Source organism: Serratia sp. CY47444 (assembly GCF_052168635.1).
GTDB lineage: Bacteria > Pseudomonadota > Gammaproteobacteria > Enterobacterales > Enterobacteriaceae > Serratia > Serratia bockelmannii.
Map to the genome: position 1 here is coordinate 1 of NZ_JBJNMH010000013.1, position 25,026 is coordinate 25,026.

At 59.6% G+C, this 25,026-nt stretch carries 24 protein-coding genes; 4 read left to right on the forward strand and 20 right to left on the reverse strand.

The features are described 5' to 3' along the window. Positions 1–197 precede the first annotated feature (197 nt). From hemG to ACJ8IL_RS16600, 5 genes are all read right to left on the reverse strand, one after another. Positions 198–731: a menaquinone-dependent protoporphyrinogen IX dehydrogenase gene (gene hemG / locus ACJ8IL_RS16580; RefSeq protein WP_442516678.1), complete on the reverse strand. Its 534-nt coding sequence runs from the start codon at positions 729–731 to the stop codon at positions 198–200. Between the two features lie 21 nt (positions 732–752). Further along, positions 753–2,204 carry a Trk system potassium transporter TrkH gene (trkH, locus tag ACJ8IL_RS16585; RefSeq protein WP_025304932.1) on the reverse strand — a complete coding sequence of 484 codons (1,452 nt, stop codon included), beginning with the start codon at positions 2,202–2,204 and terminating at the stop codon, positions 753–755. 35 nt (positions 2,205–2,239) lie between these two features. Continuing rightward, positions 2,240–2,854, reverse strand: coding sequence for an IMPACT family protein (locus tag ACJ8IL_RS16590; RefSeq protein ID WP_442516679.1), 615 nt, complete (start codon positions 2,852–2,854; stop codon positions 2,240–2,242). Then, positions 2,854–4,185, reverse strand: a complete 1,332-nt coding sequence (gene pepQ, locus ACJ8IL_RS16595) for a Xaa-Pro dipeptidase (RefSeq protein WP_164100134.1) — start codon at positions 4,183–4,185, stop codon at positions 2,854–2,856. Before pepQ ends, ACJ8IL_RS16590 begins: the two co-directional genes overlap by 1 nt. A gap of 112 nt (positions 4,186–4,297) precedes the next feature. Continuing rightward, positions 4,298–5,494 carry an MFS transporter gene (locus ACJ8IL_RS16600; protein WP_043137482.1) on the reverse strand — a complete coding sequence of 399 codons (1,197 nt, stop codon included), beginning with the start codon at positions 5,492–5,494 and terminating at the stop codon, positions 4,298–4,300. Between the two features lie 233 nt (positions 5,495–5,727). On the opposite strand from ACJ8IL_RS16600, the gene fadB reads away from it, so the two are divergent. Beyond that, positions 5,728–7,917 carry a fatty acid oxidation complex subunit alpha FadB gene (gene fadB, locus ACJ8IL_RS16605; protein ID WP_049203622.1) on the forward strand — a complete coding sequence of 730 codons (2,190 nt, stop codon included), beginning with the start codon at positions 5,728–5,730 and terminating at the stop codon, positions 7,915–7,917. Positions 7,918–7,927: 10 nt separating this feature from the next. After that, a complete protein-coding gene (gene fadA, locus ACJ8IL_RS16610) occupies positions 7,928–9,091 on the forward strand; it encodes an acetyl-CoA C-acyltransferase FadA (protein WP_025304928.1) in 1,164 nt (387 codons plus the stop codon). Between the two features lie 172 nt (positions 9,092–9,263). Here the strand turns inward: fadA and fre are convergent, their stop codons facing one another. From fre to pepE, 3 genes are all read right to left on the reverse strand, one after another. Further along, entirely contained in the window at positions 9,264–9,965 is a 702-nt protein-coding gene (gene fre, locus ACJ8IL_RS16615; protein WP_025304927.1) for an NAD(P)H-flavin reductase, read from the reverse strand. A 50-nt stretch (positions 9,966–10,015) separates the two neighbouring features. Continuing rightward, entirely contained in the window at positions 10,016–11,512 is a 1,497-nt protein-coding gene (ubiD, locus tag ACJ8IL_RS16620) for a 4-hydroxy-3-polyprenylbenzoate decarboxylase (RefSeq protein ID WP_025304926.1), read from the reverse strand. Between the two features lie 86 nt (positions 11,513–11,598). Beyond that, positions 11,599–12,324: a dipeptidase PepE gene (gene pepE / locus ACJ8IL_RS16625; RefSeq protein ID WP_442516680.1), complete on the reverse strand. Its 726-nt coding sequence runs from the start codon at positions 12,322–12,324 to the stop codon at positions 11,599–11,601. A gap of 246 nt (positions 12,325–12,570) precedes the next feature. Between pepE and rfaH the strand changes: the two genes are divergently transcribed. Continuing rightward, a complete protein-coding gene (rfaH, locus tag ACJ8IL_RS16630) occupies positions 12,571–13,059 on the forward strand; it encodes a transcription/translation regulatory transformer protein RfaH (protein WP_442516681.1) in 489 nt (162 codons plus the stop codon). A gap of 45 nt (positions 13,060–13,104) precedes the next feature. On the opposite strand, the gene hemB is transcribed toward rfaH, so the two are convergent. From hemB to udp, 12 genes are all read right to left on the reverse strand, one after another. Next, positions 13,105–14,127 carry a porphobilinogen synthase gene (hemB, locus tag ACJ8IL_RS16635; protein ID WP_025304923.1) on the reverse strand — a complete coding sequence of 341 codons (1,023 nt, stop codon included), beginning with the start codon at positions 14,125–14,127 and terminating at the stop codon, positions 13,105–13,107. A 14-nt stretch (positions 14,128–14,141) separates the two neighbouring features. Further along, positions 14,142–14,924: a 3'-5' ssDNA/RNA exonuclease TatD gene (gene tatD / locus ACJ8IL_RS16640; RefSeq protein WP_060434942.1), complete on the reverse strand. Its 783-nt coding sequence runs from the start codon at positions 14,922–14,924 to the stop codon at positions 14,142–14,144. A 53-nt stretch (positions 14,925–14,977) separates the two neighbouring features. Then, positions 14,978–15,748, reverse strand: a complete 771-nt coding sequence (gene tatC, locus ACJ8IL_RS16645; RefSeq protein ID WP_442516682.1) for a Sec-independent protein translocase subunit TatC — start codon at positions 15,746–15,748, stop codon at positions 14,978–14,980. 3 nt (positions 15,749–15,751) lie between these two features. Beyond that, the gene (gene tatB / locus ACJ8IL_RS16650) at positions 15,752–16,297 is read right to left on the reverse strand and encodes a Sec-independent protein translocase protein TatB (RefSeq protein WP_025304921.1); all 546 of its coding nucleotides are present in this window, start codon (positions 16,295–16,297) and stop codon (positions 15,752–15,754) included. Between the two features lie 3 nt (positions 16,298–16,300). Then, positions 16,301–16,564: a Sec-independent protein translocase subunit TatA gene (gene tatA, locus ACJ8IL_RS16655; RefSeq protein ID WP_004934452.1), complete on the reverse strand. Its 264-nt coding sequence runs from the start codon at positions 16,562–16,564 to the stop codon at positions 16,301–16,303. 80 nt (positions 16,565–16,644) lie between these two features. Beyond that, entirely contained in the window at positions 16,645–18,276 is a 1,632-nt protein-coding gene (gene ubiB, locus ACJ8IL_RS16660) for a ubiquinone biosynthesis regulatory protein kinase UbiB (RefSeq protein WP_025304920.1), read from the reverse strand. Continuing rightward, complete coding sequence (gene ubiJ, locus ACJ8IL_RS16665) at positions 18,273–18,881, reverse strand: ubiquinone biosynthesis protein UbiJ (protein WP_025304919.1); 609 nt, start codon at positions 18,879–18,881, stop codon at positions 18,273–18,275. The genes ubiB and ubiJ overlap by 4 nt, the downstream gene beginning before the upstream one ends. Positions 18,882–18,894: 13 nt before the next feature. Further along, positions 18,895–19,650: a bifunctional demethylmenaquinone methyltransferase/2-methoxy-6-polyprenyl-1,4-benzoquinol methylase UbiE gene (gene ubiE, locus ACJ8IL_RS16670; RefSeq protein ID WP_025304918.1), complete on the reverse strand. Its 756-nt coding sequence runs from the start codon at positions 19,648–19,650 to the stop codon at positions 18,895–18,897. Between the two features lie 78 nt (positions 19,651–19,728). Then, positions 19,729–21,276: a DNA recombination protein RmuC gene (gene rmuC / locus ACJ8IL_RS16675; protein WP_049209369.1), complete on the reverse strand. Its 1,548-nt coding sequence runs from the start codon at positions 21,274–21,276 to the stop codon at positions 19,729–19,731. A gap of 140 nt (positions 21,277–21,416) precedes the next feature. Next, positions 21,417–21,947, reverse strand: a complete 531-nt coding sequence (locus tag ACJ8IL_RS16680) for a DedA family protein (protein ID WP_004934438.1) — start codon at positions 21,945–21,947, stop codon at positions 21,417–21,419. Between the two features lie 79 nt (positions 21,948–22,026). Continuing rightward, the gene (locus ACJ8IL_RS16685) at positions 22,027–22,809 is read right to left on the reverse strand and encodes a tyrosine-protein phosphatase (RefSeq protein WP_025304916.1); all 783 of its coding nucleotides are present in this window, start codon (positions 22,807–22,809) and stop codon (positions 22,027–22,029) included. A gap of 129 nt (positions 22,810–22,938) precedes the next feature. After that, positions 22,939–23,700, reverse strand: a complete 762-nt coding sequence (gene udp, locus ACJ8IL_RS16690) for a uridine phosphorylase (protein ID WP_004934432.1) — start codon at positions 23,698–23,700, stop codon at positions 22,939–22,941. 486 nt (positions 23,701–24,186) lie between these two features. Between udp and ACJ8IL_RS16695 the strand changes: the two genes are divergently transcribed. Beyond that, positions 24,187–25,014: a dienelactone hydrolase family protein gene (locus tag ACJ8IL_RS16695; RefSeq protein ID WP_442516683.1), complete on the forward strand. Its 828-nt coding sequence runs from the start codon at positions 24,187–24,189 to the stop codon at positions 25,012–25,014. Positions 25,015–25,026 lie beyond the last annotated feature (12 nt).

Consider the following 25,026-nt stretch of genomic DNA (forward strand, 5'->3'; position numbering starts at 1 on the left):
CGTATATTACGCTTTTCACCCGGAGAGTCAAGCGTTTATTTCGCTTTTCTCTCGCTGACCCGGCGGCTTGTCAGTCGTTGTTCCCGGTCAGTGGAGGCGCATTATAGGGAGTTCTCGGCGGGCCGCAACCCCTAAATGCAAAAAACTTTTCAAGCGCGGATTTTTTCGGCAAAACGCTGGCCAAACCCGCGTTTTTGTCACTTTTCGTACTGGATCTGGCTAAATTCCTGGGCAAAGCGGTCGACCTGTTGCCAATCTGTGTACTCCACTTCCTTACTGGTATCCGTTTCACCGCCCGCCATACGCATAATGAATTGAATCATGATGCGATCGAACCAGCGATAGCGCGGATAACGCAATGCGCCGGCAAACACCGCGCACTGTTTTGGCTGCCACGGCGAAGCCAACAGGAACTTGCGGGTATAGGCGTTGGTTTGTGGCGAACGCTTTTCCGGTTTGCGCGCGGTCAGGTTGACGGCAAAGAATGCGCTCGGCATCCGATTCAACTGCTCAGCATGACGCTTGACGAATTTATCCAGCGCCGAGTTAAAGTGCCCATAACGGATAGAAGCGCCGATCATCACCTGCTGATACTGGTTAAGATCGACCTGTTCTGCCTGCAGCAGATCGATCACCTCACAACGCAGCGTGTCCTGCAACTTGCTTGCTATATAAGAAGCGATAGCACGTGTTTGCCCGTCACGGCTCGAATAAAGTATCAATGCCTTCATGGCGTACTCCTTATATCAGGCTTACTCACGCCAGAAGGTTGGCGTGAACAGCACCAGCAATGTAAATACTTCCAGGCGCCCGAACAGCATCGTCACCACCAGGACCCACTTGGCCGCCGCCGGCATCGTGGTGAAGTTATCCGCCACTACGCCCAGGCCGGGGCCAAGGTTATTGAGCGTTGCCGTCACTGCGGCGAACGCGGAAAAGTCGTCAACGCCGGTGGCAATGATCGCCAGCATGCTGACGATAAACACCAGCGCATAGGCAGAGAAGAATCCCCACACCGCCTCCAGAATGCGTTCCGGCAGCGCGCGGTTGCCCAATTTGATGGTATAGACCGCGTTGGGGTGCACCAGCCTTTTCAACTCACGCGAGCCTTGCAGGTACAGAAGCAGGATACGGATCACCTTCAGGCCGCCGCCGGTCGAGCCGGCGCAACCGCCGATGAACGCCGAGCACAGCAACAACATCGGCAGGAACAGCGGCCACTTGGCGATGCTGTCGGTCGTGAAACCGGCCGTAGTCGCCATCGATACCACCTGGAAGAACGCCTGATTGAGCGTTTCCATACCGCTCTTATAGACGCCATGTCCCCAGAGCACCAACGTACACACCACCACCAGCGTCAACTGAACGAAGATAAACATGCGGAATTCAGGATCGCGCCCATACACCTTCAGGCTGCGGCCGCTCAGCAAAGCGAAGTGCAGGCCGTAGTTACAGCCGGAAATCAGCAGGAACACGGCGATGATGGTGTTGATGGTCGGGCTGGCGTAATAACCGATACTGGCGTCGTGGGTAGAAAAACCGCCGATGGCGATGGTCGAGAAACTGTGGCCGATGGCATCGAACACCGACATCCCAGCCCCCCAGAGCGCCAGCGCACAGGCGACGGTCAGCAATACATAGATTAGCCACAGGGTTTTGGCGGTTTCGGCGATGCGTGGACGCATCTTGTTATCTTTCAGCGGCCCGGGCATTTCCGCCCGATACAGCTGCATGCCGCCGACGCCGAGTATCGGCAGTATCGCCACCGCCAACACGATGATCCCCATGCCGCCCATCCATTGCAGCATTTGGCGATAGAAAAGAATAGCCTTCGGCAGCGAGTCCAACCCCACCAGCGTCGTCGCACCGGTGGTCGTCAATCCCGAGAAGGATTCAAAGAAGGCGTCGGTCAGCGACAAATTGGGCCGTTCCGAAAACAGGAACGGCAATGCCCCCACGCTGCCCAGCACGGTCCAGAACAGCACGACGATCAGGAAGCCTTCACGCGGCTTCAGCTCGTGTTTTTGCTTGCGGTTCGGCCACCACAGCATCAGCCCGATGGTCAGCGCCACGAAGAACGTTTGGCTGAACGCGCGCCCCGCCCCATCGCGATAAATCAATGCCACCAGGCCGGGAATAAACATCGTCCCGGAGAACAGGATGACCAGCAGACCAACGATACGGGTTATGGCGCGAAAATGCATTTCAGCACGATCCTTAGCAATTCAATTGGGAGGAATTATTGCGAAATGGGGGTTAATTGCAAATTACCGCGACTGAGATCACGCAATTTATTCCCAAACAGCTCGACCTCGGTGGCCGGCAACGCCAGATGCAGCACGACGGCGGCACCGTACTCGCCCTGCAGGATCCGACCTGCGGTTTGCTGCAGCAAGTTCTCCACCAGCGCCAACTGCGCATAGTCGCACTGCAAGATATATTCGGCTTCCGGCACCTTTTCTACCAACACCAGCTGCTTCAACGCCTGTTGAACACCGTTGCCATAGGCTTTCACCAGCCCGCCGGTGCCCAACTTGACGCCGCCATAGTAACGAACGACCACGGCGGTCACTTCGCCGATACCGCTGCCCATCAGCTGCGCGAGGATCGGTTTGCCAGCGGTGCCCGACGGTTCTCCATCGTCGGAGAACCCCAGCTGCTGTGAGTCATCGGGGCTACCGGCGACGAAGGCCCAACAATGGTGCCGCGCCGCCGGGTGCTCATCCCGCACTTGCTGAATAAACGCCTTTGCCGCTTCTACCCCGCTGGTTGGCGCCAGCAGGGTGATAAAACGGCTCTTCTTTATTTCTTCGGTAAAGCGGGTTGCTTCCGCCGGTATCGGGTACGACCGCATCAGGCCAGGTTCAGATCGCGCGTCATGTTCTCGATACGCTTTTCATGGATCACGATATTGTCTTCGATGCGAATACCGCCATACGGTTTCAGCGCATCGATGCGATCCCAGGCGAAGTGCTGCTTGAACTCACCGCTGCGCCACGGCGCCAACAGAGATTCGATGAAGTACAGACCCGGCTCGATGGTCAACACCATGCCCGGCTGCAACACGCGGGTACAACGCAGGAACGGATACTTGGACGGCGCCGCCAGATGGGTGCCTTGCTCGTCCTGCATAAAGCCTGCGGCGTCGTGCACCTGCAGGCCCAGCGGGTGCCCCAGCCCGTGCGGCAGGAACGGCGTGGTGATGCCCGTTTCAACCATCACCTCTTCGCTGAGGCCATTCACCAGTTTGTGATTCTTGAGCAACTTGGCGATGCGCTGGTGCATCTGCACATGGTAGTCGGTATAGCGCACGCCGGTTTTAATGGTGTCGATCAGCGCCAGCTGTTCACTATTGAGATCTTTCACCAGATGAGCGAACTCGCTGCCGCTTTGCGCCGCATAGGTACGCGTCAGATCGGCGGCGTAGCCGTTATATTCCGCCCCGGCGTCGATCAGAAAACTCAGGGACTCGGCCGGCGGCTGATGATCCAGCTTGGTGTAGTGCAGCACCGAAGCGTGCTCGTTCAACGCCACGATGTTGTCGTAAGGCACATCGGTATCGCGGTGGCCGGTCGCCGTCAGGTAGGCCAGATTGATGTCGAATTCGCTCATGCCGGAGAGGAAGGCCTCATGCGCGGCACGATGGCCGGTTACCGCCGTCTTCTGCGCTTCGCGCATGCAGGCCAGCTCATAGCCGGTTTTAATCGAACGGTGGAAATCCAGGTAGTTCAGCACCGCTTTCGGGTTGATGTTTTCCGAAGGGATGCCGAGATCGCGGGCGCGCTGTTGGGCATAACCGATATAGCCGACACGCTCGCGCTGCGGCGGAAGCTGCTGGGCGATGGCGTCGGCGTTGGCCAGCGGCATCAATTCAAGGGATTTGGTCCAGAAACTGTCCGGCAGCGGCTCTACGCTGTGCCAGTAGTCAACCGGGGAGTAGAACCACAGCTTCGGCTTGTTGACGCCATCTATCCACAACCAGCAGTTCGGCACCGACGTCACCGGCACCCAGGCTTTGAAATGCGCGTTCACTTTGAACGGATAGCTATGGTCGTCCAAAAATACCTTTTGCAGTTCCCCGGAGTGAATCAGCAGCGCATCCAACTTGTTGCGCTCCAGCACTTCGCGCGCGCGTTTTTGCAGCTCTGCCAGGTGGTCGTTATACAAAGAAGCCAGCGTTTCCATCACAGTACCCTTATGCCTTAGCACGAAAGAAGTCATCTTAACACAGCGCTCCGACGCTCCAACCTCATCGCGTTGGGCATGCGGAGCAGCTCGCAATTCCCTGCAAATGCCGTTACATCCGCAGCTTAACCATTAACCAGCCGCCCAAACCGAGCAGCGCTATCGCCAGCGCCCACAGGCCATGGTGTTCCAACAACACCGCACCGGCCGCGGCGACGCCCGCCAGACACTGCTGCAGAAAGCCGCACAGCGCCATCGCATAGGCACCGTACTCTTTGGCATCGCTGACCGCCATCGCCATGCTGTTGGGAAACAGCACCGCCTGGCCAAAAATGGTCAGGCAATACAGCGCAATGAACAGCGCCATACCGGAAAGGCCGGCCAGGACGCCGCTCCACCACAGCAGCAGGATCGCCGCCGTCGCCAGCGCCACGATGCCGCTGCCGGCCTGCATCAGTTTTTTCCCGCCGAGACGCGCCACCGTACGGTTCACCGTCAGCGCCCCGCTGAAGTAGGCGACGCCGATCACCAGCCCCAGGGCGCCGAACGCCGTGACGTTGAGACCAAACCCCTGCTGCATGACGAACGGACTCACTTCCTGCAGTGTCACCGTGGTGGCAAAACCCAGCCCACCGACGCAGGCCGGCCAAAAAAATCCCGGCCGCCGCAGGATGGCGAAGTAGGTGGCCGCCATCGCCGGACGTGGCCCACGAGCGCGCCCTGCCTCCAGCGGCAGCGTCGCCATCAGCGCCAGAATGGCCAAACCGGTGGCGCCCATCAAGACGAAGCCCATCTGCCAGTGTGAATATTGGCTGAGCAGGCCGCCGACGAACTGGCCGCCGCCCAGCGCGGTGATAAAAGCGATGGAGAGCACCGACAGCCGTCGCGCCAGCTCGTCACCGCTCCAGTTATCCCGCACGATGATACGCGCGATGATCGCCGCACCGCCGGCACCCACGCCCTGCAGCGCACGCAGCGTCAGCAATTGGGCGCCGTTGCTGCACAGCGCCAACAGCCCGCTGCAGCCAATGAAAAGAAACAAAGACAGCGTCAGGGGCGCGCGGCGGCCAAAGCGATCGGCGGCCGCGCCCCAAAACAGCACCGGCAAGGCGGCGCCGATGACGAAGATTGAAATGGACAGCTCGGTGGCACGCCGGCTCATCGCCAGCTCCCGCATCACCGTTGGCAGCGAAGGCAAATACACGGTCGTCGCCATTTGCGCCATAAACACCAACAGACACGCCAGCGCCATGGTTCTGGCGGGAATGCTCCACAAGCCGCTGCGTTTAACACAAGCCGCCTTAGTCATGCGTAACCTCGTCTGAATGTTCATTCGCTGCGAGCAAGTGTATGAGTGCCGACACACTCCAGCAAATGCCGATAGCACATAAAATATAACTTCGTTTCAAATCAAAAAACTAACTTGGCGACATGTGATCCGACCAGCAAATATGCAATCTCTCATTTGCATATTTTTAACATAAAAACCACACTCCTCTTCATCTGGTCATACCAGATCATACGCTGATTCAGGAGATAGACATGCTCTACCAAGGCGAAACATTACAACTGCACTGGCTCGATAACGGCATCGCCGAGCTGGTGTTCAACGCATCAGGCTCGGTCAACAAGCTGGACACCCGTACCGTCGCCAGCCTGGGTGAAGCGCTCACCGTGCTGGAAAACCAGCCTGAGCTCAAGGGGTTGCTGCTGCGCTCCTCCAAAGCCGCGTTTATCGTCGGCGCCGATATCACCGAATTCCTTTCTCTGTTCGCCGCACCGGCTGAAAAGCTGCACGAGTGGCTGGTATTCGCCAACAACGTCTTTAACCGGCTGGAAGATTTGCCGGTACCGACCATTTCGGCCATTAACGGCTATGCACTCGGCGGCGGTTGCGAATGCATTCTGGCGACCGATTTCCGCGTCGCCTCACCGGACGCGCGCATCGGCCTGCCGGAAACCAAATTGGGCATCATGCCGGGCTTCGGCGGTTCCGTCCGCCTGCCACGCCTGCTGGGTAACGACAGCGCGCTGGAAATCATCGCCGCCGGCAAAGACGTCAGCGCCAAAGACGCGTTGAAAGTCGGCCTGGTGGATGCGGTGGTAGCACCGGAAAAACTGGCCGAAGCGGCGCTGAAAATGCTGCAACAGGCGATCGACGGCAAGCTGGACTGGCGCGCCGCACGTCAACCTAAGCTGGAGCCGCTGAAGCTCAGCCCGATCGAAGCGGCAATGAGCTTCACCACCGCCAAAGGCATGGTGCTGCAGACCGCCGGTAAACATTACCCGGCACCGATGACCGCGGTGAAAACCATTGAAGCCGCCGCCAAGCTGGGCCGCGATGAGGCACTGAAACTGGAAACCGCCAGCTTCGTGCCGTTGGCACGATCCAACGAAGCGCGTGCGCTGGTCGGCATCTTCCTTAACGATCAGTTCGTGAAAGGCCAGGCGAAAAAGCTGGCCAAGAATGTGGACGCGCCGAAACAGGCGGCGGTGCTGGGTGCCGGCATCATGGGCGGTGGCATCGCCTACCAATCGGCGCTGAAAGGCGTGCCGGTGATCATGAAGGACATCAGCGACAAATCGCTGACGCTGGGCATGAACGAAGCGGCCAAGCTGCTCAATAAGCAGCTGGAACGCGGCAAACTGGATGGCCTGAAAATGGCGCAGGTGCTGTCGACCATTCAACCAACGTTGGACTACGCCGGCATCGAGCGCGCGCAGGTGATCGTCGAAGCGGTCGTGGAGAACCCGAAGGTCAAAGCCGCCGTACTGTCGGAAGTGGAAAACCTGATCGGCGAAGAGACCGTTCTGGCGTCGAACACCTCGACCATTCCGATTAATCACCTGGCAAAATCGTTGAAGCGCCCGCAAAACTTCTGCGGCATGCACTTCTTTAACCCGGTACACCGCATGCCGCTGGTTGAAATCATCCGCGGCGAACAAACCAGCGACGAGACCATTGCCAAAGTGGTGGCCTACGCCAGCCGCATGGGCAAAACGCCGATCGTGGTGAACGACTGCCCGGGCTTCTTCGTCAACCGCGTGCTGTTCCCGTATTTCGCCGGTTTCAGCCTGCTGCTGCGCGACGGCGCCGACTTCCGTCAGATCGATAAAGTGATGGAAAAACAGTTCGGTTGGCCGATGGGCCCGGCCTACCTGCTCGACGTGGTGGGCATCGACACCGCACACCACGCGCAGGCGGTAATGGCGGCCGGCTTCCCGGAGCGCATGAGCAAAGACTATCGCGATGCCATTGACGTGATGTTCGACAACCAGCGCTTCGGTCAGAAAAACCAGCTGGGCTTCTACCGCTACAGCCAGGACAACAAAGGTAAGCCGCGCAAGGACAACGACGAGCAGACCGATGCGCTGCTGGCCGAAGTGAGCCAACCGCGCCAGACCATCAGCGACGAAGAGATCGTTGCGCGCATGATGATCCCGATGATCAACGAAGTGGTGCGTTGCCTGGAAGAGAAGATCGTCGCCAGCCCGGCGGAAGCCGATATGGCACTGGTGTACGGCATCGGCTTCCCTCCGTTCCATGGCGGCGCATTCCGCTACCTGGATACGCTCGGCACCGCCAACTACGTTGAGCTGGCCCAGCGTTACGCACACCTCGGCGCCCTGTATCAGGTGCCGGCCGGTCTGCGCGCCAAGGCCGAGCGCAATGAAAGCTACTACCCGGTGGCGACACCGCTGTCCGACGTCGCTACCCGCCAACCGGCATGAGGTCATAAAGATGGAAAACGTAGTTATTGTTGATGCCGTACGCACGCCGATGGGCCGCTCCAAGGGCGGCGCCTTCCGCCAGGTGCGCGCCGAAGATCTCTCCGCTCACCTGATGCGTGAAGTGTTGAGCCGTAACCCGGCGCTGGACGCCGCCGAGATCGATGACATTTACTGGGGCTGCGTGCAGCAGACGCTGGAGCAAGGCTTCAACATCGCCCGCAACGCCGCACTGCTGGCCGAAATCCCGCACCGCGTGCCGGCGGTGACCGTTAACCGCCTGTGCGGCTCTTCGATGCAGGCATTGCACGACGCGGCGCGCGCCATCATGGTTGGCGACGCACACGTCAGCCTGATCGGCGGCGTGGAACACATGGGCCATGTGCCGATGAACCACGGCGTGGATTTCCATCCGGGGCTGAGCCGCAGCGTGGCAAAAGCCGCCGGGATGATGGGGCTGACCGCCGAAATGCTGGCCAAGATGCACAACATCAGCCGCCAGATGCAGGATGAGTTTGCTGCCCGCTCCCACCAGCGCGCACATGCAGCGACGCTGGCGGGTTACTTCAAAAACGAGATCATTCCGACCAACGGCCACGACGCCGACGGCGTGCTGACCCGTTACGATTTCGATGAAGTCATTCGCCCGGAAACCACCGTCGAAAGCCTGTCGGCCCTGCGTCCGGCGTTCGATCCGGTCAACGGCACCGTCACCGCTGGCAGTTCTTCCGCCCTGTCGGACGGCGCTTCCGCCATGCTGCTGATGAGCGAGTCGCGCGCCAAAGCGCTCGGTTTGAAGGCCCGCGCCCGCATTCGCTCGATGGCGGTCGTCGGCTGCGATCCTTCCATCATGGGCTACGGCCCGGTGCCGGCCAGCAAGCTGGCGCTGAAACGCGCCGGTCTGAGCGTGCAGGACATCGATCTGTTCGAACTGAACGAAGCGTTCGCCGCCCAGTCGCTGCCGTGCATCAAAGATCTGGGGCTGATGGACAGTATCGACGACAAGATTAACCTGAACGGCGGCGCCATCGCGCTCGGCCACCCGCTGGGCTGTTCAGGCTCCCGCATCTCGACCACCCTGTTGAACAACATGGAACGTCGCGACGCACAGTTCGGCCTGGCGACCATGTGCATCGGCCTGGGCCAGGGCATCGCCACCGTGTTTGAACGCGTTTAGCTGTGTCTATCTTGGGATGACCGCGTCACCACTTCAAATCGCGGCATCCCGCCAAGTTTAGTTGCCGTTCTTCCCGCCTGTCAGGGGCGGGTTTTTTATACCTGAAATTTGCCGACGCCCAAATAAAAACGGGGCGACCCTCGGCCACCCCATTCACTGCGCATCGCCTCGGTCAGATAAACGAAAACGCGTCGCCAAACATATGCGCTTCCTGCGCGCCGCGTTCGGCGCAGAAACGCTCACGGGCAATTTTCGCCATCTCGAAACGCCCGGCGATGTAGATGTCGTGCTCCGCCAGCGTACCGAAATCCTGCAGCACCGCGCTGAGCACGGTGCCGCTGCGGCCGCGCCATTCGGCTTCCGGCTGCTCGACCACCGGGATCACCTTCAGATTCGGATGCTGCAACGACAGCGCTTCCAGCTCGCTCAAATCGTACAGGTGCTTCAGCTCACGCCCGCCCCAGTAGATGGAAATGTCGCGATCGGGCTGCTGCTCCAGCGCGGTCAACAAGATTGAACGCGCGTAAGAGAAACCGGTGCCGCCGGCGATCAGCACCAGCGGACGGCTGCCCTCTTCCCGCAGCCAGGCGTCGCCATGCGGCACGTCAACGGTGATCGCCTGCTCTTTCAGGATGCGATCCATCACCGCCATGGCGTACAGATTCAGCTCCGAAGCACCGATATGCAGCTCGATGTACTCTTGCTGCGTCGGGGTTGATGCCAGCGAGAACGGGCGCTTGTCGCGCTCGTCCATCACCACCATCAGATATTGCCCTGCCTTGAAAGAAAACGGCTGCTCGGGCACCAGACGTACCCGATAAACCGTATCGGTAATGGCCTCTACCGAGGTCACTTTACAGCTCAATATTGTCATGCGTTCCCTCTGTCGGGTCATCAATGCAAAGCTGAGAACAGGGCCTGACGCTACAGCGTCGGTTCCCTGTCACTGAAGATTGCGAGCTCATCCCAGATTTCGTCGACGCGCGCACGTACCTTTTCATCCATCTGAATCGGACGGCCCCATTCGCGATCGGTTTCACCCGGCCATTTATTGGTGGCGTCCAGCCCCATCTTCGAACCCAGACCGGAAACCGGCGAGGCGAAGTCCAGATAGTCGATCGGCGTATTCTCCACCAGAACGGTATCCCTTGCCGGATCCATTCGTGTGGTGATCGCCCAAATTACGTCGTTCCAGTCGCGCGCATTGACGTCGTCATCGCAGACGATAACAAATTTGGTGTACATAAACTGCCGCAGGAACGACCAGACGCCCATCATCACGCGTTTCGCATGGCCGGCGTACTGTTTTTTCATGGTCACTACCGCCAGGCGGTACGAGCACCCTTCCGGTGGCAGATAGAAATCGACGATTTCCGGGAACTGTTTTTGCAGGATCGGCACGAACACTTCATTCAGCGCCACGCCCAGGATCGCCGGCTCATCCGGCGGGCGGCCGGTATAGGTCGAGTGGTAGATGGCGTTGCGGCGCTGGGTGATGTGGGTGACGGTGAACACCGGGAACTGGTCGATTTCATTGTAGTAACCGGTGTGGTCGCCGTAGGGGCCTTCCGGCGCCATTTCACCCGGCTCGATATAGCCTTCCAGCACGATTTCGGCGCTGGCTGGCACTTCCAGATCGTTGGAAAGACACTTGACCACTTCGGTTTTATTGCCGCGCAGCAGCCCGGCAAAGGCATATTCAGACAGGGTATCCGGCACCGGCGTGACCGCACCGAGGATAGTGGCGGGATCGGCGCCCAGCGCCACCGCAACCGGGAAACGCTCGCCGGGGTGCGCCTGGCACCACTCCTGATAATCCAGCGCGCCGCCGCGATGCGACAGCCAGCGCATGATCACTTTATTCTTGCCCAGCACCTGCTGACGATAGATGCCGAGGTTTTGCCGTTCCTTATGCGGGCCACGGGTCACCGTCAGCCCCCAGGTGATCAGCGGCGCGGCGTCTTCCGGCCAGCAGTGCATCACTGGAATACGGCCCAGATCGACATCCTCACCCTGCCATACCTGCTCCTGACAAGGCGCGGACCCCAGCACCTTGGTCGGCATGTTCAGCACCTGCTTGAACTTCGGCATTTTGTCGAACAGATCGCGGAAGCCTTTCGGTGGCTCCGGTTCTTTGAGAAACGCCAGCAGTTTGCCGACTTCGCGCAGCGCGCTGATGTCTTCCTGCCCCATGCCCATCGCCACGCGATTGGCGGTGCCGAACAGGTTGCACAGCACCGGCATGTCGTACCCTTTCGGGTTTTCAAACAGCAATGCCGGGCCGCCTGCCCGCAGGGTGCGATCGGCAATCTCCGTCATTTCCAGGTAAGGATCGATCGGCTGGCTGATGCGTTTTAGTTCCCCTCTCTTCTCCAGCAACGAGAGGAAATCGCGTAAGTCACGGTATTTCATGCTGATCATTATAACGGCCTGTGGGGAGGGCATTATAAGCCCTCTTCACGGTTGTTGCTGCAATTTTGTTAACGCCGCCCGCTGCCGGGTGGCTCTCAGCCGCAGTTGAACGGCACCAGCGCAGCCAGCGCGCGCGTATCCTGATATTCGCGCGTCTCCTCGCCATGGCGGAACACCTTGAAGCCCTGCCCATTAGCGCCGAAGTAACGCAGCGCATTGCCTTCAACATGCAGCAGGCTGCCTTCCCGCAGCGCCACCACCGATTCGCTCGGGTTGATCGCGCAGAACTCCGCCAGGCGCTCGTCACGGGTTTCGCCCATGTGGCCGCTGATGTGCGCGTCGATGTAATGCGGGTTGATCTGTACCGGGAACAGCCCCAGCGCCGACAGCACCACGCTGCAGCGCACCGGCATGTCATTGGTGGTGCGAATGCTCGGCGTGGCCACATTGCAACCGGCGCTCCAGCCGACGTAAGGCACTTCACGCTCGCGCACCGCGCGCTGGATAGGCACGATCAGGCCTTGCTCATGCAGCATTTGGTTCAGCAACCAGGTATTGCCGCCGCTGACCAAAATGCATTCCGCCTGCGCGATCGCCGCCGCCGGTGAAGCGGCGTGGTGGATGCTGGTGACTTCGATGCCCAGCGTTTGCGCCAGTTCCTGCGCACGCTGGTCGTAGTCGTAACGGATCAGGGCGTAAGGGATAAAGACGGCGGATTTGATGCCACGACGCGCAATCATCGCCAGCAGTTGGCTTTTAGCGTACCCCAGCAGCTCGGCTTCACCAGACAGCTTGCCGTTGCTCAACAGAAACAGCTCCATTTATTTCTCCCTCGGTCGAAAACGATGAATAGCGTCACAGCCGGTAGCGCAACGCCTTGCCATACTGTGACGGTAACAAATTTTTAGCCCTCTGTTATACCAGCGCCGTATCGATAAGTGTGTGACCCCTCGCTAATAGCCGCAGATTCATAGAGATAGGTGATGTTACACGCTGAAACTTGCATCACTATGTATCCGGAATAGCTTTTGATATGCTTACCGGCTGGCAGAAAGGCATGTGAAACTATGGAATCCTGGTATCTACTTTATTGCAAACGCGGTCAGCTGTTGCGAGCGCAGGAACATCTGGAGCGGCAGCAGGTAAACTGCCTCAGCCCGATCATCACGCTGGAAAAGATCGTGCGTGGTAAGCGCATCGCGGTCAGCGAACCCCTGTTTCCCAACTATCTGTTTGTGGAGTTCGACCCGGAGCGCATTCACACCACCACCATCAGCGCCACCCGCGGCGTCAGCCACTTCGTGCGTTTCGGTGCGTTGCCGAGCGTCATCCCGAACAAGGTGATCGATGAGCTGCGCACGCACGCCTGCGAAACCTATGTCGATCCGGAAACCCCACAGCCGGGGGATACTGTTCTGATCGTCGACGGCGTGTTCGAAGGGCTGCAGGCGATCTACACCGAGCCGGACGGCGAGGCGCGTTCCATGTTGTTGCTGAACCTGATCAACAAGCAGGTCAGTCAAAGCATCGACAACCGACAGTTCCAGAAGATGTAATGCAAAAGGCGCCCTCAGGCGCCTTTTTGTTGGCTCATGTTCCGCTTAGCGGCGCATCGCGTCGTCGTGCAGCCACTGGGCGACACGCTTGGCGAAGTAGGTCAGCACGCCGTCGGCGCCGGCGCGTTTGAAGCACATCAACGACTCCATCACCGCAGGTTGCTCCTGCAGCCAGCCGTTCTGAATCGCCGCCATGTGCATGGCGTACTCGCCGGACACTTGATAAGCGAAAGTCGGCACACCGAAGGTATCCTTCACGCGGCGCACCACGTCCAGGTAAGGCATGCCCGGTTTCACCATCACCATGTCCGCACCTTCCTGCAGATCCTGCGCAATCTCCTGCAGCGCTTCGTCACTGTTGGCCGGATCCATCTGATAGGTTTTTTTGTTGCCGCCCTTCAGGTTGCCGCTGGAACCCAGCGCATCGCGGAACGGACCGTAGTAGCAGGAAGCATACTTGGCGGAGTAGGCCATAATCTGGGTATTCACCAAACCCTGCAGTTCCAGACGATCGCGGATCGCCCCGATACGGCCGTCCATCATGTCGCTCGGCGCCACGATTTCTGCGCCTGCTTCGGCATGAGACAGCGCCTGACGCACCAGAATGTCTTTGGTCACGTCGTTAATCACGTAGCCCTGCTCATCGATCACTCCGTCCTGCCCGTGGGTGGTGTAGGGATCGAGCGCGACGTCGGTCAGAATGCCCAGCTCAGGCACCGCGTCTTTCAGCGCGCGCACCGTGCGCTGTACCAGCCCTTCTGGGTTATAGGCTTCTTCCGCATGCAGCGATTTCAGACCCGGTTCGATCACCGGGAACAGGGAGATTACCGGCACGCCGAGTTTGGCGATGGTTTCCGCTTCCTTAATCAGCAGATCGATCGTCATGCGCGATACGCCCGGCATCGAGGCCACTTCTTCCTGGCGGTTACTGCCTTCCATGACAAACACCGGATAAATCAGGTCATTGACCGTCAGTTGGTTCTCGGCGACCAGGCGGCGGCTGAAGTCATGACGGCGCACGCGGCGCATACGACGACCAGGGAAGGTACCCGGAAATGCATAGCTCATAGTTTTCTCCTAGCTCAAACCAGCCGGAATAGCCGGCGGGCGTTCTCATCGGTTTTTTGCCCCAGCCATTGCGGCTCTTCCTGTCGCCAGACGGCGACCTGATGCACGATATGGGGCAGGAAACAGGGTTCGTTGCGGCGAGATGCGGGTTTAGGCTGTAAATCCCGGGGCAACAGATAAGGGGCGTCCGTTTCCAGCAGTAGACGCTCGGCCGGGATCTGCGGCAACAGGGCACGCAACTCCAGGCCGCGCCGCTCGTCGCAGACCCAACCGGTAATCCCGATCGACAGGCCTAGCGACAGGCAGCTTGCTAATTCTTCGGCGGTGCCGGTGAAGCAGTGCACCACGGCCGCGGGCAGTTTATCCAACCACGGCGTCAGTAGCTCGGCAAAACGTGCGTGTGCGTCGCGGCAATGAAGAAACACCGGCAATGCCAACTCCGCCGCCAGCGCCAGTTGCGCAATGAACGCCGCTTCCTGCTGCTCCGGCGTCGAGAAGTTGCGGTTGAAATCCAGACCGCATTCACCGATCGCCACCACTTCTGGGCCGGCGGCCAGGGCATAAATCTGCTCGGCGCTGTGTTCATCCCAGCTGCTGGCGTTATGCGGATGCACACCGGCGGTGGACCAGCAATAGCCCGCATGCTGCTGCGCCAGTTTGGCGGCCTCGCGGCTCTCAGGCAGATCGGTGCCGGTAATCAACATCCCGGTAACGCCCGCCGCGCGGGCACGCTCCACCACGGTCTCGCGGTCTTTGGCGAATTGGCTGCTGGTGAGGTTAACGCCGATATCAAACATGGTTTTTTCCAAAGCAAAAGCCGCCCAATGGGCGGCTTCGCAATCAAGATGGATCAGGGGGCTGGGGGTTCGTCACCCTCGTTTTCTTCTTCCGCCTGTGGACGACGTTTTCCGGTATAGAAGCGAGCGAAGAACACCCCCACTTCAAACAGCAGATACATCGGTATCGCCAACAGGGTTTGCGAAAACACGTCCGGCGGCGTCAACAACATGCCGACCACAAACGCGCCAACCAACACATACGGCCGTTTCTTCTTCAGATCTTCCGGTGAGGTGACGCCACTCCAGCACAGCAGAATGATGGCGACCGGCACTTCGAAAGCGACGCCAAACGCCATAAACAGCGCCATGACGAAATCGAGGTAGTTTTTGATATCGGTCGCAATGGTCACCCCCATTGGCGCGGTCTTGGCGAAGAAACCGAAGGCCAGCGGGAACACAATGAAGTAGGCGAAAGCCATGCCGAGGTAGAACAACAGGCTGCTGGACACCAGCAGCGGCATCATCAGGCGGCGTTCATGCTTGTACAGCGCCGGCGCGATGAATGCCCACACCTGATACAGGATCATCGGCGCAGAGACGAACACCGAGACGATCATGGTCAGCTTGATCGGCGTAAAGAACGGCGACGCCACGTCGGTAGCGATCATGCTCGCCCCGGCCGGCAGCTGCTTGAGCAGCGGCGCAGAGACCAGCTGGTAGATGTCGTTGGCGAAAAACACCAGCACCACGAACACCGCCAGCACGCAAATAATCGAGTTAAGCAGCCGCTTGCGCAGCTCTATCAGGTGACTGATAAGGGGTTGGGTATCTTCAACAGCCATGTATTAACGATCGCCACTAGGTTGGTGAGACGCTGGGGTTTTATCCGCAACAGGTTCGACAGGAGCAGGCACGGTTTCCACCGGCGCTTTAGCCGGTTGCGCCGCCACGACGGCTTCAGGTTCCACTGCCGGTTTAGGCACCGCGGCGGGCGCGCTGGCGCTGGTTGCCGCTTCCGCCGGCGTCACGCCGTCGTGCAAAGCTTCCGGATCGATGGCCTGCGGGTTATGAATGGTGTTCGCCAGCTCTTCTTTCTCGCCCCGGTAGGTGCGTTTCAAAGATTCCGTCGCGTCTTTCAGCTCATCCATCGACGCCTTCAACTCCGGCGTCAGGTTCTGCAGGCCGGCCTGTTCGGCTTTTTTCAGGCTGTCCTGCAGCTCCTGCAGCTTCAGCTCCTGAGACAGTTCGTGCTGCACCGAGGCCGCCAGCGAGCGCAGCGCGCGGATCCAGCCCGATACCGTTCTGACCGCAACCGGCAAGCGTTCCGGCCCCAGAACAACCAGGCCGATCACCAGCACCAGCAGCAGCTCACTAAACCCAATGTCAAACACGGTTTATACCTGCTCTTTGTTCTTCGACTCTTCCGGTTTCACTTCCGGCTGCTTATCGGTAATAGGCTTGGCCGAGAAGTCAGCATCATCCAGGCTGCTTTTTTCAGCCGTATTGGGGGTCGACGGCGTATCGTCACCGATCGCTTTTTTGAAGCCCTTGATCGAGGCGCCGAGATCGGAGCCCAGCGTGCGCAGTTTTTTGGTACCGAACAGCAGCACCACGATCACTGCGATGATCAACAATTGCGTAATACTAATACCGCCCATTTTAATTACCTCTAATTTTAAAGGGTCTTTTAAAGCCAGCCCGCATTATAGAGCCGACTTTACCAGAGTAACGAATTAAATCAGGTGGTTCGCTTCCAGCCAATCACCCAGCATACGATGCCGGCGGCCATCATCCAGGCGGGAAACACCTCGATTTGCCCCAGCAGCAACAGCGTGCCGCTTACCAACAGTGTAGCGCCAACGCCGAACAAATAACGTGACTGCCCCTGACGAACCCGCTGAGCCTGCATCTGGTTGGTCAGCTTATCAACGCTTTGTTGCAACAGTTTATGCTGCTGCAGGCTGTCGTAAAACAGCTCGGGCAGTTCGGGCAGTTTCTCCGCCCAGAACGGCGCTTTCTCTTTCAACGCACGCACCACGGCGGGAATGCCGACCTGATCGCGCAGCCAGCTCTCGAGGAACGGCTTGGCGGTGGTCCACAGATCCAGCTGCGGGTAGAGCTGACGTCCCAGTCCTTCAACATACAGCAAGGTCTTCTGCAATAACACCAGCTGTGGCTGCACTTCCATATTGAAGCGGCGCGCGGTGTTAAACAGATTCAGCAGCACGTTGCCGAAGGAAATCTCCGCCAGCGGCTTCTCGAAAATCGGTTCGCACACGGTGCGGATAGCAAATTCGAAATCTTCCACGTTGGTGTCACGCGGCACCCAACCGGAGTCGACGTGCAGTTCCGCCACCTTGCGGTAATCGCGGTTGAAGAAGGCGATGAAGTTTTCCGCCAGATAGCGTTTGTCATCCTTGTTCAACGAACCCACGATGCCGCAGTCGATGCCGATGTAGCAGGGATCTTCCGGATGTTCGTAGCTGACGAAAATATTACCGGGATGCATGTCCGCATGGAAGAAGCTGTCGCGGAAGACCTGGGTAAAGAACACCTGAACGCCACGTTCCGCCAACAGTTTCATGTTGGTGCCCTGCTGCTCCAGCGTGGCGATGTCCGAGACCGGAATGCCGTAGATACGCTCCATCACCAACACGCTTTCGCGGCAGTAGTCGGAGTAGACTTCAGGCACGTACAGCATCGGGCTGCCGTCGAAATTGCGACGCAGCTGAATGGCGTTGGCCGCTTCACGCAGCAGATTCAATTCGTCCAGCAGGGTTTTCTCGTACTCGCGTACCACTTCGCGCGGACGCAGGCGGCGGCCGTCCGGCAACAGCTTCGGCACCCAACCGGCCAGCCGGTACATCAAGCGCACATCGGCTTTGATAATCGGCCCGATATCCGGTCGGATCACCTTCAGCACCACTTCCTGGCCGGTGGTTTTCAACCGCGCGGTATGCACCTGCGCGATCGAGGCAGAGGCCAGCGGTTGCTGATCGAAGTCGTCGAACCAGGCTTCCAGCGGGCCGCCCATCGCCAGCTCGATATGCTTGCGCGCCAGCGCACCGTCGAAAGGCGCCACCCGATCCTGCAGCAGCGTCAGCTGATCGGCAATGTGCGGCGGGAACAGATCGCGGCGGGTCGACATCATCTGGCCGAATTTGATCCAGACCGGCCCCAATTCCTGCAGCGCCAGCCGCAGACGTTCGCCCAGCGGTTTGTCCTTGTGCCGATTAGGCATCCAGAACAGCAGCCGGCGGCCGAAGCGCAGCGGCAGCGTCAAACGCATTGTCGGGATCAGCTCGTCCAGCCCATAGCTGAGAAAAACGCGGACGATAAAATACAAACGACGCAGTTCGCCTGGGGTCATCGCTTGCCCTCCAACTTATCCATGCGGGCAATCAGCGCTTCCGCGCCGCGGGCGAGCGCATCCACTTCTTCATTGAACCACACCACTTCCAGCGGCCCCGGCGCCAGACGCCACTCTTCAGTCAGCGCCTCAGCCATGTCTTGCTGCCGACGCATCAATCCGGCCTTGAGTAACGAAGCGCCTTTGCCCAGCGCCTGCGTAATGCCCTGAGCGGCGATATCGCCGATATAAGGTGCCAGCCATTCCGCCGGATCCCATTCCGCCAGATCGAGCAGGCCAACCAGCTGTTGCACCACCTGAATATCGCCTTCCACCGTCAATTCGCCGCTGCGCATCAGCACTGGCAACTGCTGGCGATCGCGCAGCTTCAGTAAGGCGGGAATGCGGCTGCGCACGGTGCAATCGGCACTGTCTTCAGACTGCCCCAGCACGTCCACACGCAGTTCGCTGAACACCAGCACCAGCGGTGAAGCCAACTCTTCCAGTTCGATGCGCAGCACCTTGCCCGCCAGGCGTTGGCGAGCGGCTTTCATGCTGCGATCGCGAAACAGCAGGTTATTCAGCGAGGTTTCCAGCGCACCGGTCAGCAGAGGGGTAAACAGCATCGGCATCTCCCTCTCAGAACTTGAAGCCGCGATGCAGGGCGACAATCCCACCGGTCAGGTTGAAATAGGTGACGTTTTCAAAACCGGCGTTGCCCATCATGCCTTTCAGGGTTTCCTGATCGGGGTGCATACGGATCGATTCCGCCAGGTAACGGTAACTGTCCGGATCTTTCACCACCAGCTCGCCGATCTTCGGCAACACGTGGAAGGAGTAGGCATCATAAGCCTTGCTCAGCGGAGCCAGCAGCGGCTTGGAGAATTCCAGCACCAACAGGCGCCCGCCCGGCTTCAGCACGCGGAACATCGAGCGCAGCGCTTTGTCTTTGTCGGTCACGTTCCGCAGGCCAAAGGAAATGGTGATGCAATCGAAGTAGTTATCTGGGAACGGCAACGCCTCGGCGTTGGCCTGCACGTAATTGATATTGCCGACGATGCCGCGATCGCGCAGCTTCTCGCGCCCCATCTTCAGCATCGAATCGTTGATGTCCGCCAGCACCACCTGCCCCTGCTCGCCGACCATGCGGGAGAACTTGGCCGCCAGGTCGCCGGTACCGCCGGCCAGATCCAGCACGCGCTGCCCACGGCGCACGCCGCTGCAGTCAATGGTGAAACGCTTCCAGATACGGTGGATGCCGAACGACATCAGGTCGTTCATCACGTCATACTTTGCCGCTACCGAATGAAAAACGTCCGCCACCATGGCCTGTTTTTCGTCTCTAGCGACGGTGCGAAAACCGAAATCGGTGGTTTCCTGCGGTTGATCTGCCATTGTCCTGCCTGCTATTCAGTCAATTTTGTGTTGATGAGTGTACCAGAAGCCTGGGGAATACCCCACCTCGCCACGGCCTCAGCCGTGCGAAACGAAGCCCGGCTCCCCGGCGGTATCGTCATCGTCTTTCGTCTGCGGCAGCGCGGCGACATCATCGTCGTTCGCCTCTTCCGCGTCATCGTGTTGCGCGCCGGCTTGCTGCGCCAGCAGCGGGTTGATCGGCCGTTTGACCTCAACCCCCAGCGCGCGGAAACCTTCAATTTGGCCGATAAGATTACCACGGCCCTCGCTCAGTTTGTTCATCGCCTGACGATAACTGCCCTGCGCCTTGTCCAGGCTCTGCCCCAGCGCGGACATATCGTCCACGAACAGCCGCATCTTGTCATACAGTTTCGCCGCGCGATCGGCGATGCGCTGGGCATTTTGGCTCTGATGCTCATAACGCCACAGGTTGGTGATGGTACGCAGCGCCACCAGCAGCGTGGTCGGGCTGACCAGCATGATGTTGTGCTTGAGCGCTTCGCTGATCAACTCCGGCTCGCGATCGATAGCCAGCAGGAAGGCGGGCTCGACCGGAATGAACATCAGCACATAGTCCAGCGAGCGCAGCCCCGGCAGTTGCTGATAGTCCTTGCGGCCCAGCATGCGAATGTGACCGCGCAGCGAGGCGATATGTTCGCTCAGCGCCGCCTCGCGCTCCGCCTCATCCTCGCCGTTGAAATAGCGCTCGTAGGCGATCAGCGACATCTTGGCGTCGATCACCACATCCTTGCCCTGCGGCAGGCGTACGATCACATCGGGCTGCATGCGGCTCTGGTGATCCACCCGCACGTTGACCTGCGTTTCATACTCATGCCCTTCGCGCAGGCCAGAGGCTTCCAGCACCCGGCTCAGCACCACCTCGCCCCAGTTGCCCTGCGTTTTGTTGTCGCCTTTCAGCGCCTTGGTGAGGTTGATCGCCTCGCGCGCCATCTGCGCGTTCAACTGCTGCAGATTGCGTATCTCGTGCGTCAGCGTGTGGCGCTCCCGCGCCTCCTGGCCAAAGCTGTCCTGAACCTGGCGGCGGAAACCGTCCAGCTGTTCGCGCAGCGGCAGCAGTAAACGATCCAAGCTTTGCTTATTTTGCTCGTCCACCTTGCGGCCGCTGTGTTCAAAAATGCGATTGGCGAGATTTTCAAACTGGGTGGTGAGGCGCTGTTCGCTGTTGATCAGCAGGCGTTGCTTCTCCTCCGCCGCCATACGCGTCTCTTCCAGACGGATGGTGACTTCGCGCAGCTCGGCCTCCTGCGCGCTGTTAACCTCGCGCTGGGCGCGCAGCTCCTGATTGAGCAGTTCGCATTCGTTGCGCCAATGGTTGAGCTGTTGCAGCTTCTCATGTCCGGCTGCCAGCTGGCTGTGCAGGTTGCGCAGCTCCAGCTCGCTCTGGCGCAACTGCTGCTCATGACGCTGCAGGGTATCCTGCCGCACGGCCGTTTCCTGCTGCGCCTGCTGCAACGCTTGCTCCAGCAACCGCAGTTCGGTTTCATGTTGCGCATTCGTCTGCTGCACCCGCAGACTGGCGATCAGCCACCCCAACAGCATGCCGATCGCGACGCCGCCAATCCCATAAATCAGACTGGTATCCACCCTGCCTCCTGTTGCACCTTGCCGTTCCGGCGTTTCGCACGCCCATTGCCCGTCACGTTAAGGGGAGGCTGTATGGATGTCCAGCCTGATTTTGCCCGCCGCGCACAATATTGCGCGGCGCTACGCAATTTAGCGAGAAATCAGCCCAGCCACTGGCTGAGCCACTTGATGCCGAATGCCCCCGGCGCCAGAATGCCGAACGCCCAGATCATCGCCGACGTGACGTTGGCCAGTTGGAAATAGCGCTGCGGCATGCCGCAAATGCCGCCCACCAGCGGCACCACGGCGCGCAGCGGGCCGAAAAAGCGGCCGATGAAAATGCCCAGCACGCCCCAGCGCTCAAAGAAGGCATGGCCGCGCGCCAGCAGCTGCGGATTGCGCGACAGCGGCCACATATGGGCCACGCGATCCTGATAGTGATAGCCGATCCAGTAAGAGAGCCAGTCGCCGAAAAACGCCCCGGCGGCGGCGGCGGCCCAAATCGGCCAAAAGGCGATGCCGCTTTCGCCGATCAGCGCGCCCAGCGCCAGCAGGATCACCGTGGCCGGCAGCAGCAGCGACAAAAACGCCAGCGACTCACCGAACGCCAGGAAGAAGATGATGGGAATGGCCCAGCCTTCGTGCTGACGCACGACGTCGCTGACCCAGTTGATAACGTCATTGAGGCTCAATGCAGGGCTCCTGATACGCGATGATTCGCCGCCTAGGATAAGCCGGGGCGAGTTAAACCCCGGCTAAACACGCGGTAATTTACTCGAGGTAAAACGCCTGCAGCGCTTCGCGCTGGGCCGCGCCCAGGCCGTATTCCGCTTCCAGCCAGCGGTCAGTGGAGCCGTATTGCTGGCGGATGCAGCCCAGCGCCGTCATCAGGAACTCCTCGCGCGCGCTGAGCACGTAGGCGAATTGCTCCAGCGCCGCCGCATTCAGCTTGATAGACAGCTGATCCAGCATCTGCTCGCGGAAAGTGGCCAGCGTGGTTTCAGTCAGCAGATAGTCTTCCAGCACCGTCGCTTCGTCGGCGCCCAGCGCGAACAGCACCAGCGCCGAACCGACGCCAGTGCGATCCTTGCCGACCGCGCAGTGCTGCACGATCGCGCCGCCGCCAGGGTTGCTCAACAGCTGCGCCAGCCGCTGATAGGCCGCATTGCCGAACGGCAGGCGGCGATACAGCTCCAGCATGAACGCCCGGGCGTCGAAAGCGGCCAGCGTTTCGTTGGTGAGCTTTTCCAGGTTGGCGTTAACTTCGCTGCTCAGCGGGTTAGCCGGCACGTGGTGATAGTCGGCGCCATTCCACAGAATATCCGGTTTGGCTTGCACCTCGTCGGCATCGCGGTAGTCCAGCACGGAACGTACCGGCACTCCAGCGAGGAAAGTGCAGTCGCTTTCCGTCAGCCGTTCGAGAGAACCGGAGCGGAACAGCAGGCCGCGTTTGATGCGGCGCCCGTCGGCCACGCCGTTGCCACCGAAGTCGCGGAAATTGATGCCACCGTCGAGCGGCGCAAGCGAAGGATGAAGCAGGATCTGGGCGGTCATAAACGTCCTCGTTGTTTTTGTTATGACAACGCGCGGCAGCCATCGGCGCAGCGCTGAGGAGTATCACCGTAACAGATTCGCCGCGAATGGAAAAACGGGCCGCGTCAGCGGCCCGTTGAGGGAAGGTGATTACAGCAGACGGCGGGCGGCATCCACCACGATCTGCACCGCTTTGCTTTCCGTGTTTTTCATGGTTTCGGCGTTCGGGATCTCTTGCTGGGTGCGGTTAACGATCACCCCAGCCACCATGCCGGCGCGCAGGCCCTGGCTGGCGCACATGGTCAGCAGCGTGGCGGATTCCATTTCATAGTTCATCACGCCCATCGCCTGCCACTCTTCCATCGAGCCTTTAAAACGGCTGACCACGCGGCCGGAGTAGGTGTCGTAACGTTCCTGGCCCGGGTAGAAAGTATCGGAAGAGGCGGTCACGCCAATGTGGGTGGTCGCGCCGCTGGCCTTGGCCGCTTCCACCAGCGCAGTGGTGCAGGCGAAGTCCGCGACCGCCGGAAACTCCATCGGCGCAAAGTGCAGGCTGGCACCGTCGAGGCGTACCGCCGCCGTAGTCACCAGCACGTCACCGACGTTGATATTGGCCTGAATGGCGCCGGTGGTGCCGATGCGCAGGAAGGTGCGAATGCCCAGCTGCGCCAGCTCTTCCACCGCGATAGAGGTAGACGGGCCGCCGATACCGGTGGAGCAGACGATCACCGCCTTGCCGTCCAGCTCTGCGCGCCAGGTGGTGAATTCACGATGGGAGGCCAGATGCACCGGATTTTCCATCAGCTTGGCAATCTTCTCTACGCGCTGCGGATCGCCCGGCACGATGGCAAGCTGGGCCCCTTGTAAATCGTTCTTGGTGAGGCCGAGATGAAAAACATCAGACTGAGACATACGAGACTCCTCATGGATCATGTTTATTGGGAGGAACAAAAAAGCACTCTACTGAAAATCGCCGCTTAATTTCGTGACGACAGTCACTATGAAAAGAGAAACAAATCACATGCTACATATTTTTTGTGAATTTAGTCACAAAAAACCCATTAATGGCCCTCTGTGCACCGCTGAACCTCAGTCTAGCCGACAAATCTTGCTGTCTCTCTGCCGATTGGTTACTCGTTGAAACTATCTAGCTCATCAATCCGAAATACCCCCATCTTATCGGTTGCTTAGGGACAAAAAAGCCCTCTAACGCACCTTATGGCACTTACGCGGGTCAAAACGCGTAATAACATGATAAAAAGCGCTTAAAAATGCCGCAAAGCCAGATAATTAGCCGTTTTTTATCGACTTGTCCGAAAGTGCGCCACGCAGCGCCAATAATGGGTAATCTTTCCTATAGTTAATCTCAGCGCTTTTTTCTATTGCACGGAGACCGCAATGAAAACCGAACATGTGATGACATTAGAACAGGCTCAGGGGGGATTCGCCCCGGCCGCCGCGCCGTTGGCCGCCTCCGCGATTATCACCGACGAACAGGGCATTCACGCCGGGCAAACGACCATCCCTTCTCAGGGCGACGCGCTGCCGGCCTACGTCGCCAAACCCGCCGACCATAACGGCCCTTTCCCCATCGTGCTGGTGGTGCAGGAAATCTTCGGCGTCCATGAGCACATTCAGGATCTGTGCCGCCGCCTGGCCAAGCAGGGCTATTTGGCGATCGCGCCCGAGCTCTATTTCCGCCAGGGCGACGCCAACGACTACACCGATATCAGCGAGCTGTTCCAGCAGTTGGTGACCAAGGTGCCGGATCGTCAGGTGCTGTCCGATCTGGATCACGCCGCGCACTGGGCTATCCGCCACGGCGGCGACGCCGGCAAGCTGGCGATCACCGGTTTCTGCTGGGGCGGCCGCATTACCTGGCTGTACGCGGCGCACAACCCGCAGTTGAAGGCGGCGGTCGCCTGGTACGGCAAACTGGTCGGCGAGAAAACGCTGAACTCACCGAAGCATCCGGTCGATGTCGCCACCCACCTGTCAACGCCGGTGCTGGGGCTGTATGGCGGGCAGGACAGCGGCATTCCGCAGGAGACGGTGGAAACCATGCGCCAGGCGATCCGCGCCGCCAACGCCGAGGCCGAAATCGTGGTATACCCCGAGGTCGGGCATGCGTTCAACGCCGACTATCGCCCCAGCTACAACGCCGAAGCGGCGGAGGACGGCTGGCAGCGCATGCTGGCGTGGTTCGCCCAGCACGGCGTCAAATAATTTCCCTCGCAT

Coding starts and splice junctions, on each gene's coding strand:
- hemG (WP_442516678.1), bottom strand. CDS start 731: ATGAAGGCATTGATACTTTATTCGAGCCGTGACGGGCAAACACGTGCT.
- trkH (WP_025304932.1), bottom strand. CDS start 2,204: ATGCATTTTCGCGCCATAACCCGTATCGTTGGTCTGCTGGTCATCCTG.
- ACJ8IL_RS16590 (WP_442516679.1), bottom strand. CDS start 2,854: ATGCGGTCGTACCCGATACCGGCGGAAGCAACCCGCTTTACCGAAGAA.
- pepQ (WP_164100134.1), bottom strand. CDS start 4,185: ATGGAAACGCTGGCTTCTTTGTATAACGACCACCTGGCAGAGCTGCAA.
- ACJ8IL_RS16600 (WP_043137482.1), bottom strand. CDS start 5,494: ATGACTAAGGCGGCTTGTGTTAAACGCAGCGGCTTGTGGAGCATTCCC.
- fadB (WP_049203622.1), top strand. CDS start 5,728: ATGCTCTACCAAGGCGAAACATTACAACTGCACTGGCTCGATAACGGC.
- fadA (WP_025304928.1), top strand. CDS start 7,928: ATGGAAAACGTAGTTATTGTTGATGCCGTACGCACGCCGATGGGCCGC.
- fre (WP_025304927.1), bottom strand. CDS start 9,965: ATGACAATATTGAGCTGTAAAGTGACCTCGGTAGAGGCCATTACCGAT.
- ubiD (WP_025304926.1), bottom strand. CDS start 11,512: ATGATCAGCATGAAATACCGTGACTTACGCGATTTCCTCTCGTTGCTG.
- pepE (WP_442516680.1), bottom strand. CDS start 12,324: ATGGAGCTGTTTCTGTTGAGCAACGGCAAGCTGTCTGGTGAAGCCGAG.
- rfaH (WP_442516681.1), top strand. CDS start 12,571: ATGGAATCCTGGTATCTACTTTATTGCAAACGCGGTCAGCTGTTGCGA.
- hemB (WP_025304923.1), bottom strand. CDS start 14,127: ATGAGCTATGCATTTCCGGGTACCTTCCCTGGTCGTCGTATGCGCCGC.
- tatD (WP_060434942.1), bottom strand. CDS start 14,924: ATGTTTGATATCGGCGTTAACCTCACCAGCAGCCAATTCGCCAAAGAC.
- tatC (WP_442516682.1), bottom strand. CDS start 15,748: ATGGCTGTTGAAGATACCCAACCCCTTATCAGTCACCTGATAGAGCTG.
- tatA (WP_004934452.1), bottom strand. CDS start 16,564: ATGGGCGGTATTAGTATTACGCAATTGTTGATCATCGCAGTGATCGTG.
- ubiB (WP_025304920.1), bottom strand. CDS start 18,276: ATGACCCCAGGCGAACTGCGTCGTTTGTATTTTATCGTCCGCGTTTTT.
- ubiJ (WP_025304919.1), bottom strand. CDS start 18,881: ATGCTGTTTACCCCTCTGCTGACCGGTGCGCTGGAAACCTCGCTGAAT.
- ubiE (WP_025304918.1), bottom strand. CDS start 19,650: ATGGCAGATCAACCGCAGGAAACCACCGATTTCGGTTTTCGCACCGTC.
- ACJ8IL_RS16685 (WP_025304916.1), bottom strand. CDS start 22,809: ATGACCGCCCAGATCCTGCTTCATCCTTCGCTTGCGCCGCTCGACGGT.
- udp (WP_004934432.1), bottom strand. CDS start 23,700: ATGTCTCAGTCTGATGTTTTTCATCTCGGCCTCACCAAGAACGATTTA.
- ACJ8IL_RS16695 (WP_442516683.1), top strand. CDS start 24,187: ATGAAAACCGAACATGTGATGACATTAGAACAGGCTCAGGGGGGATTC.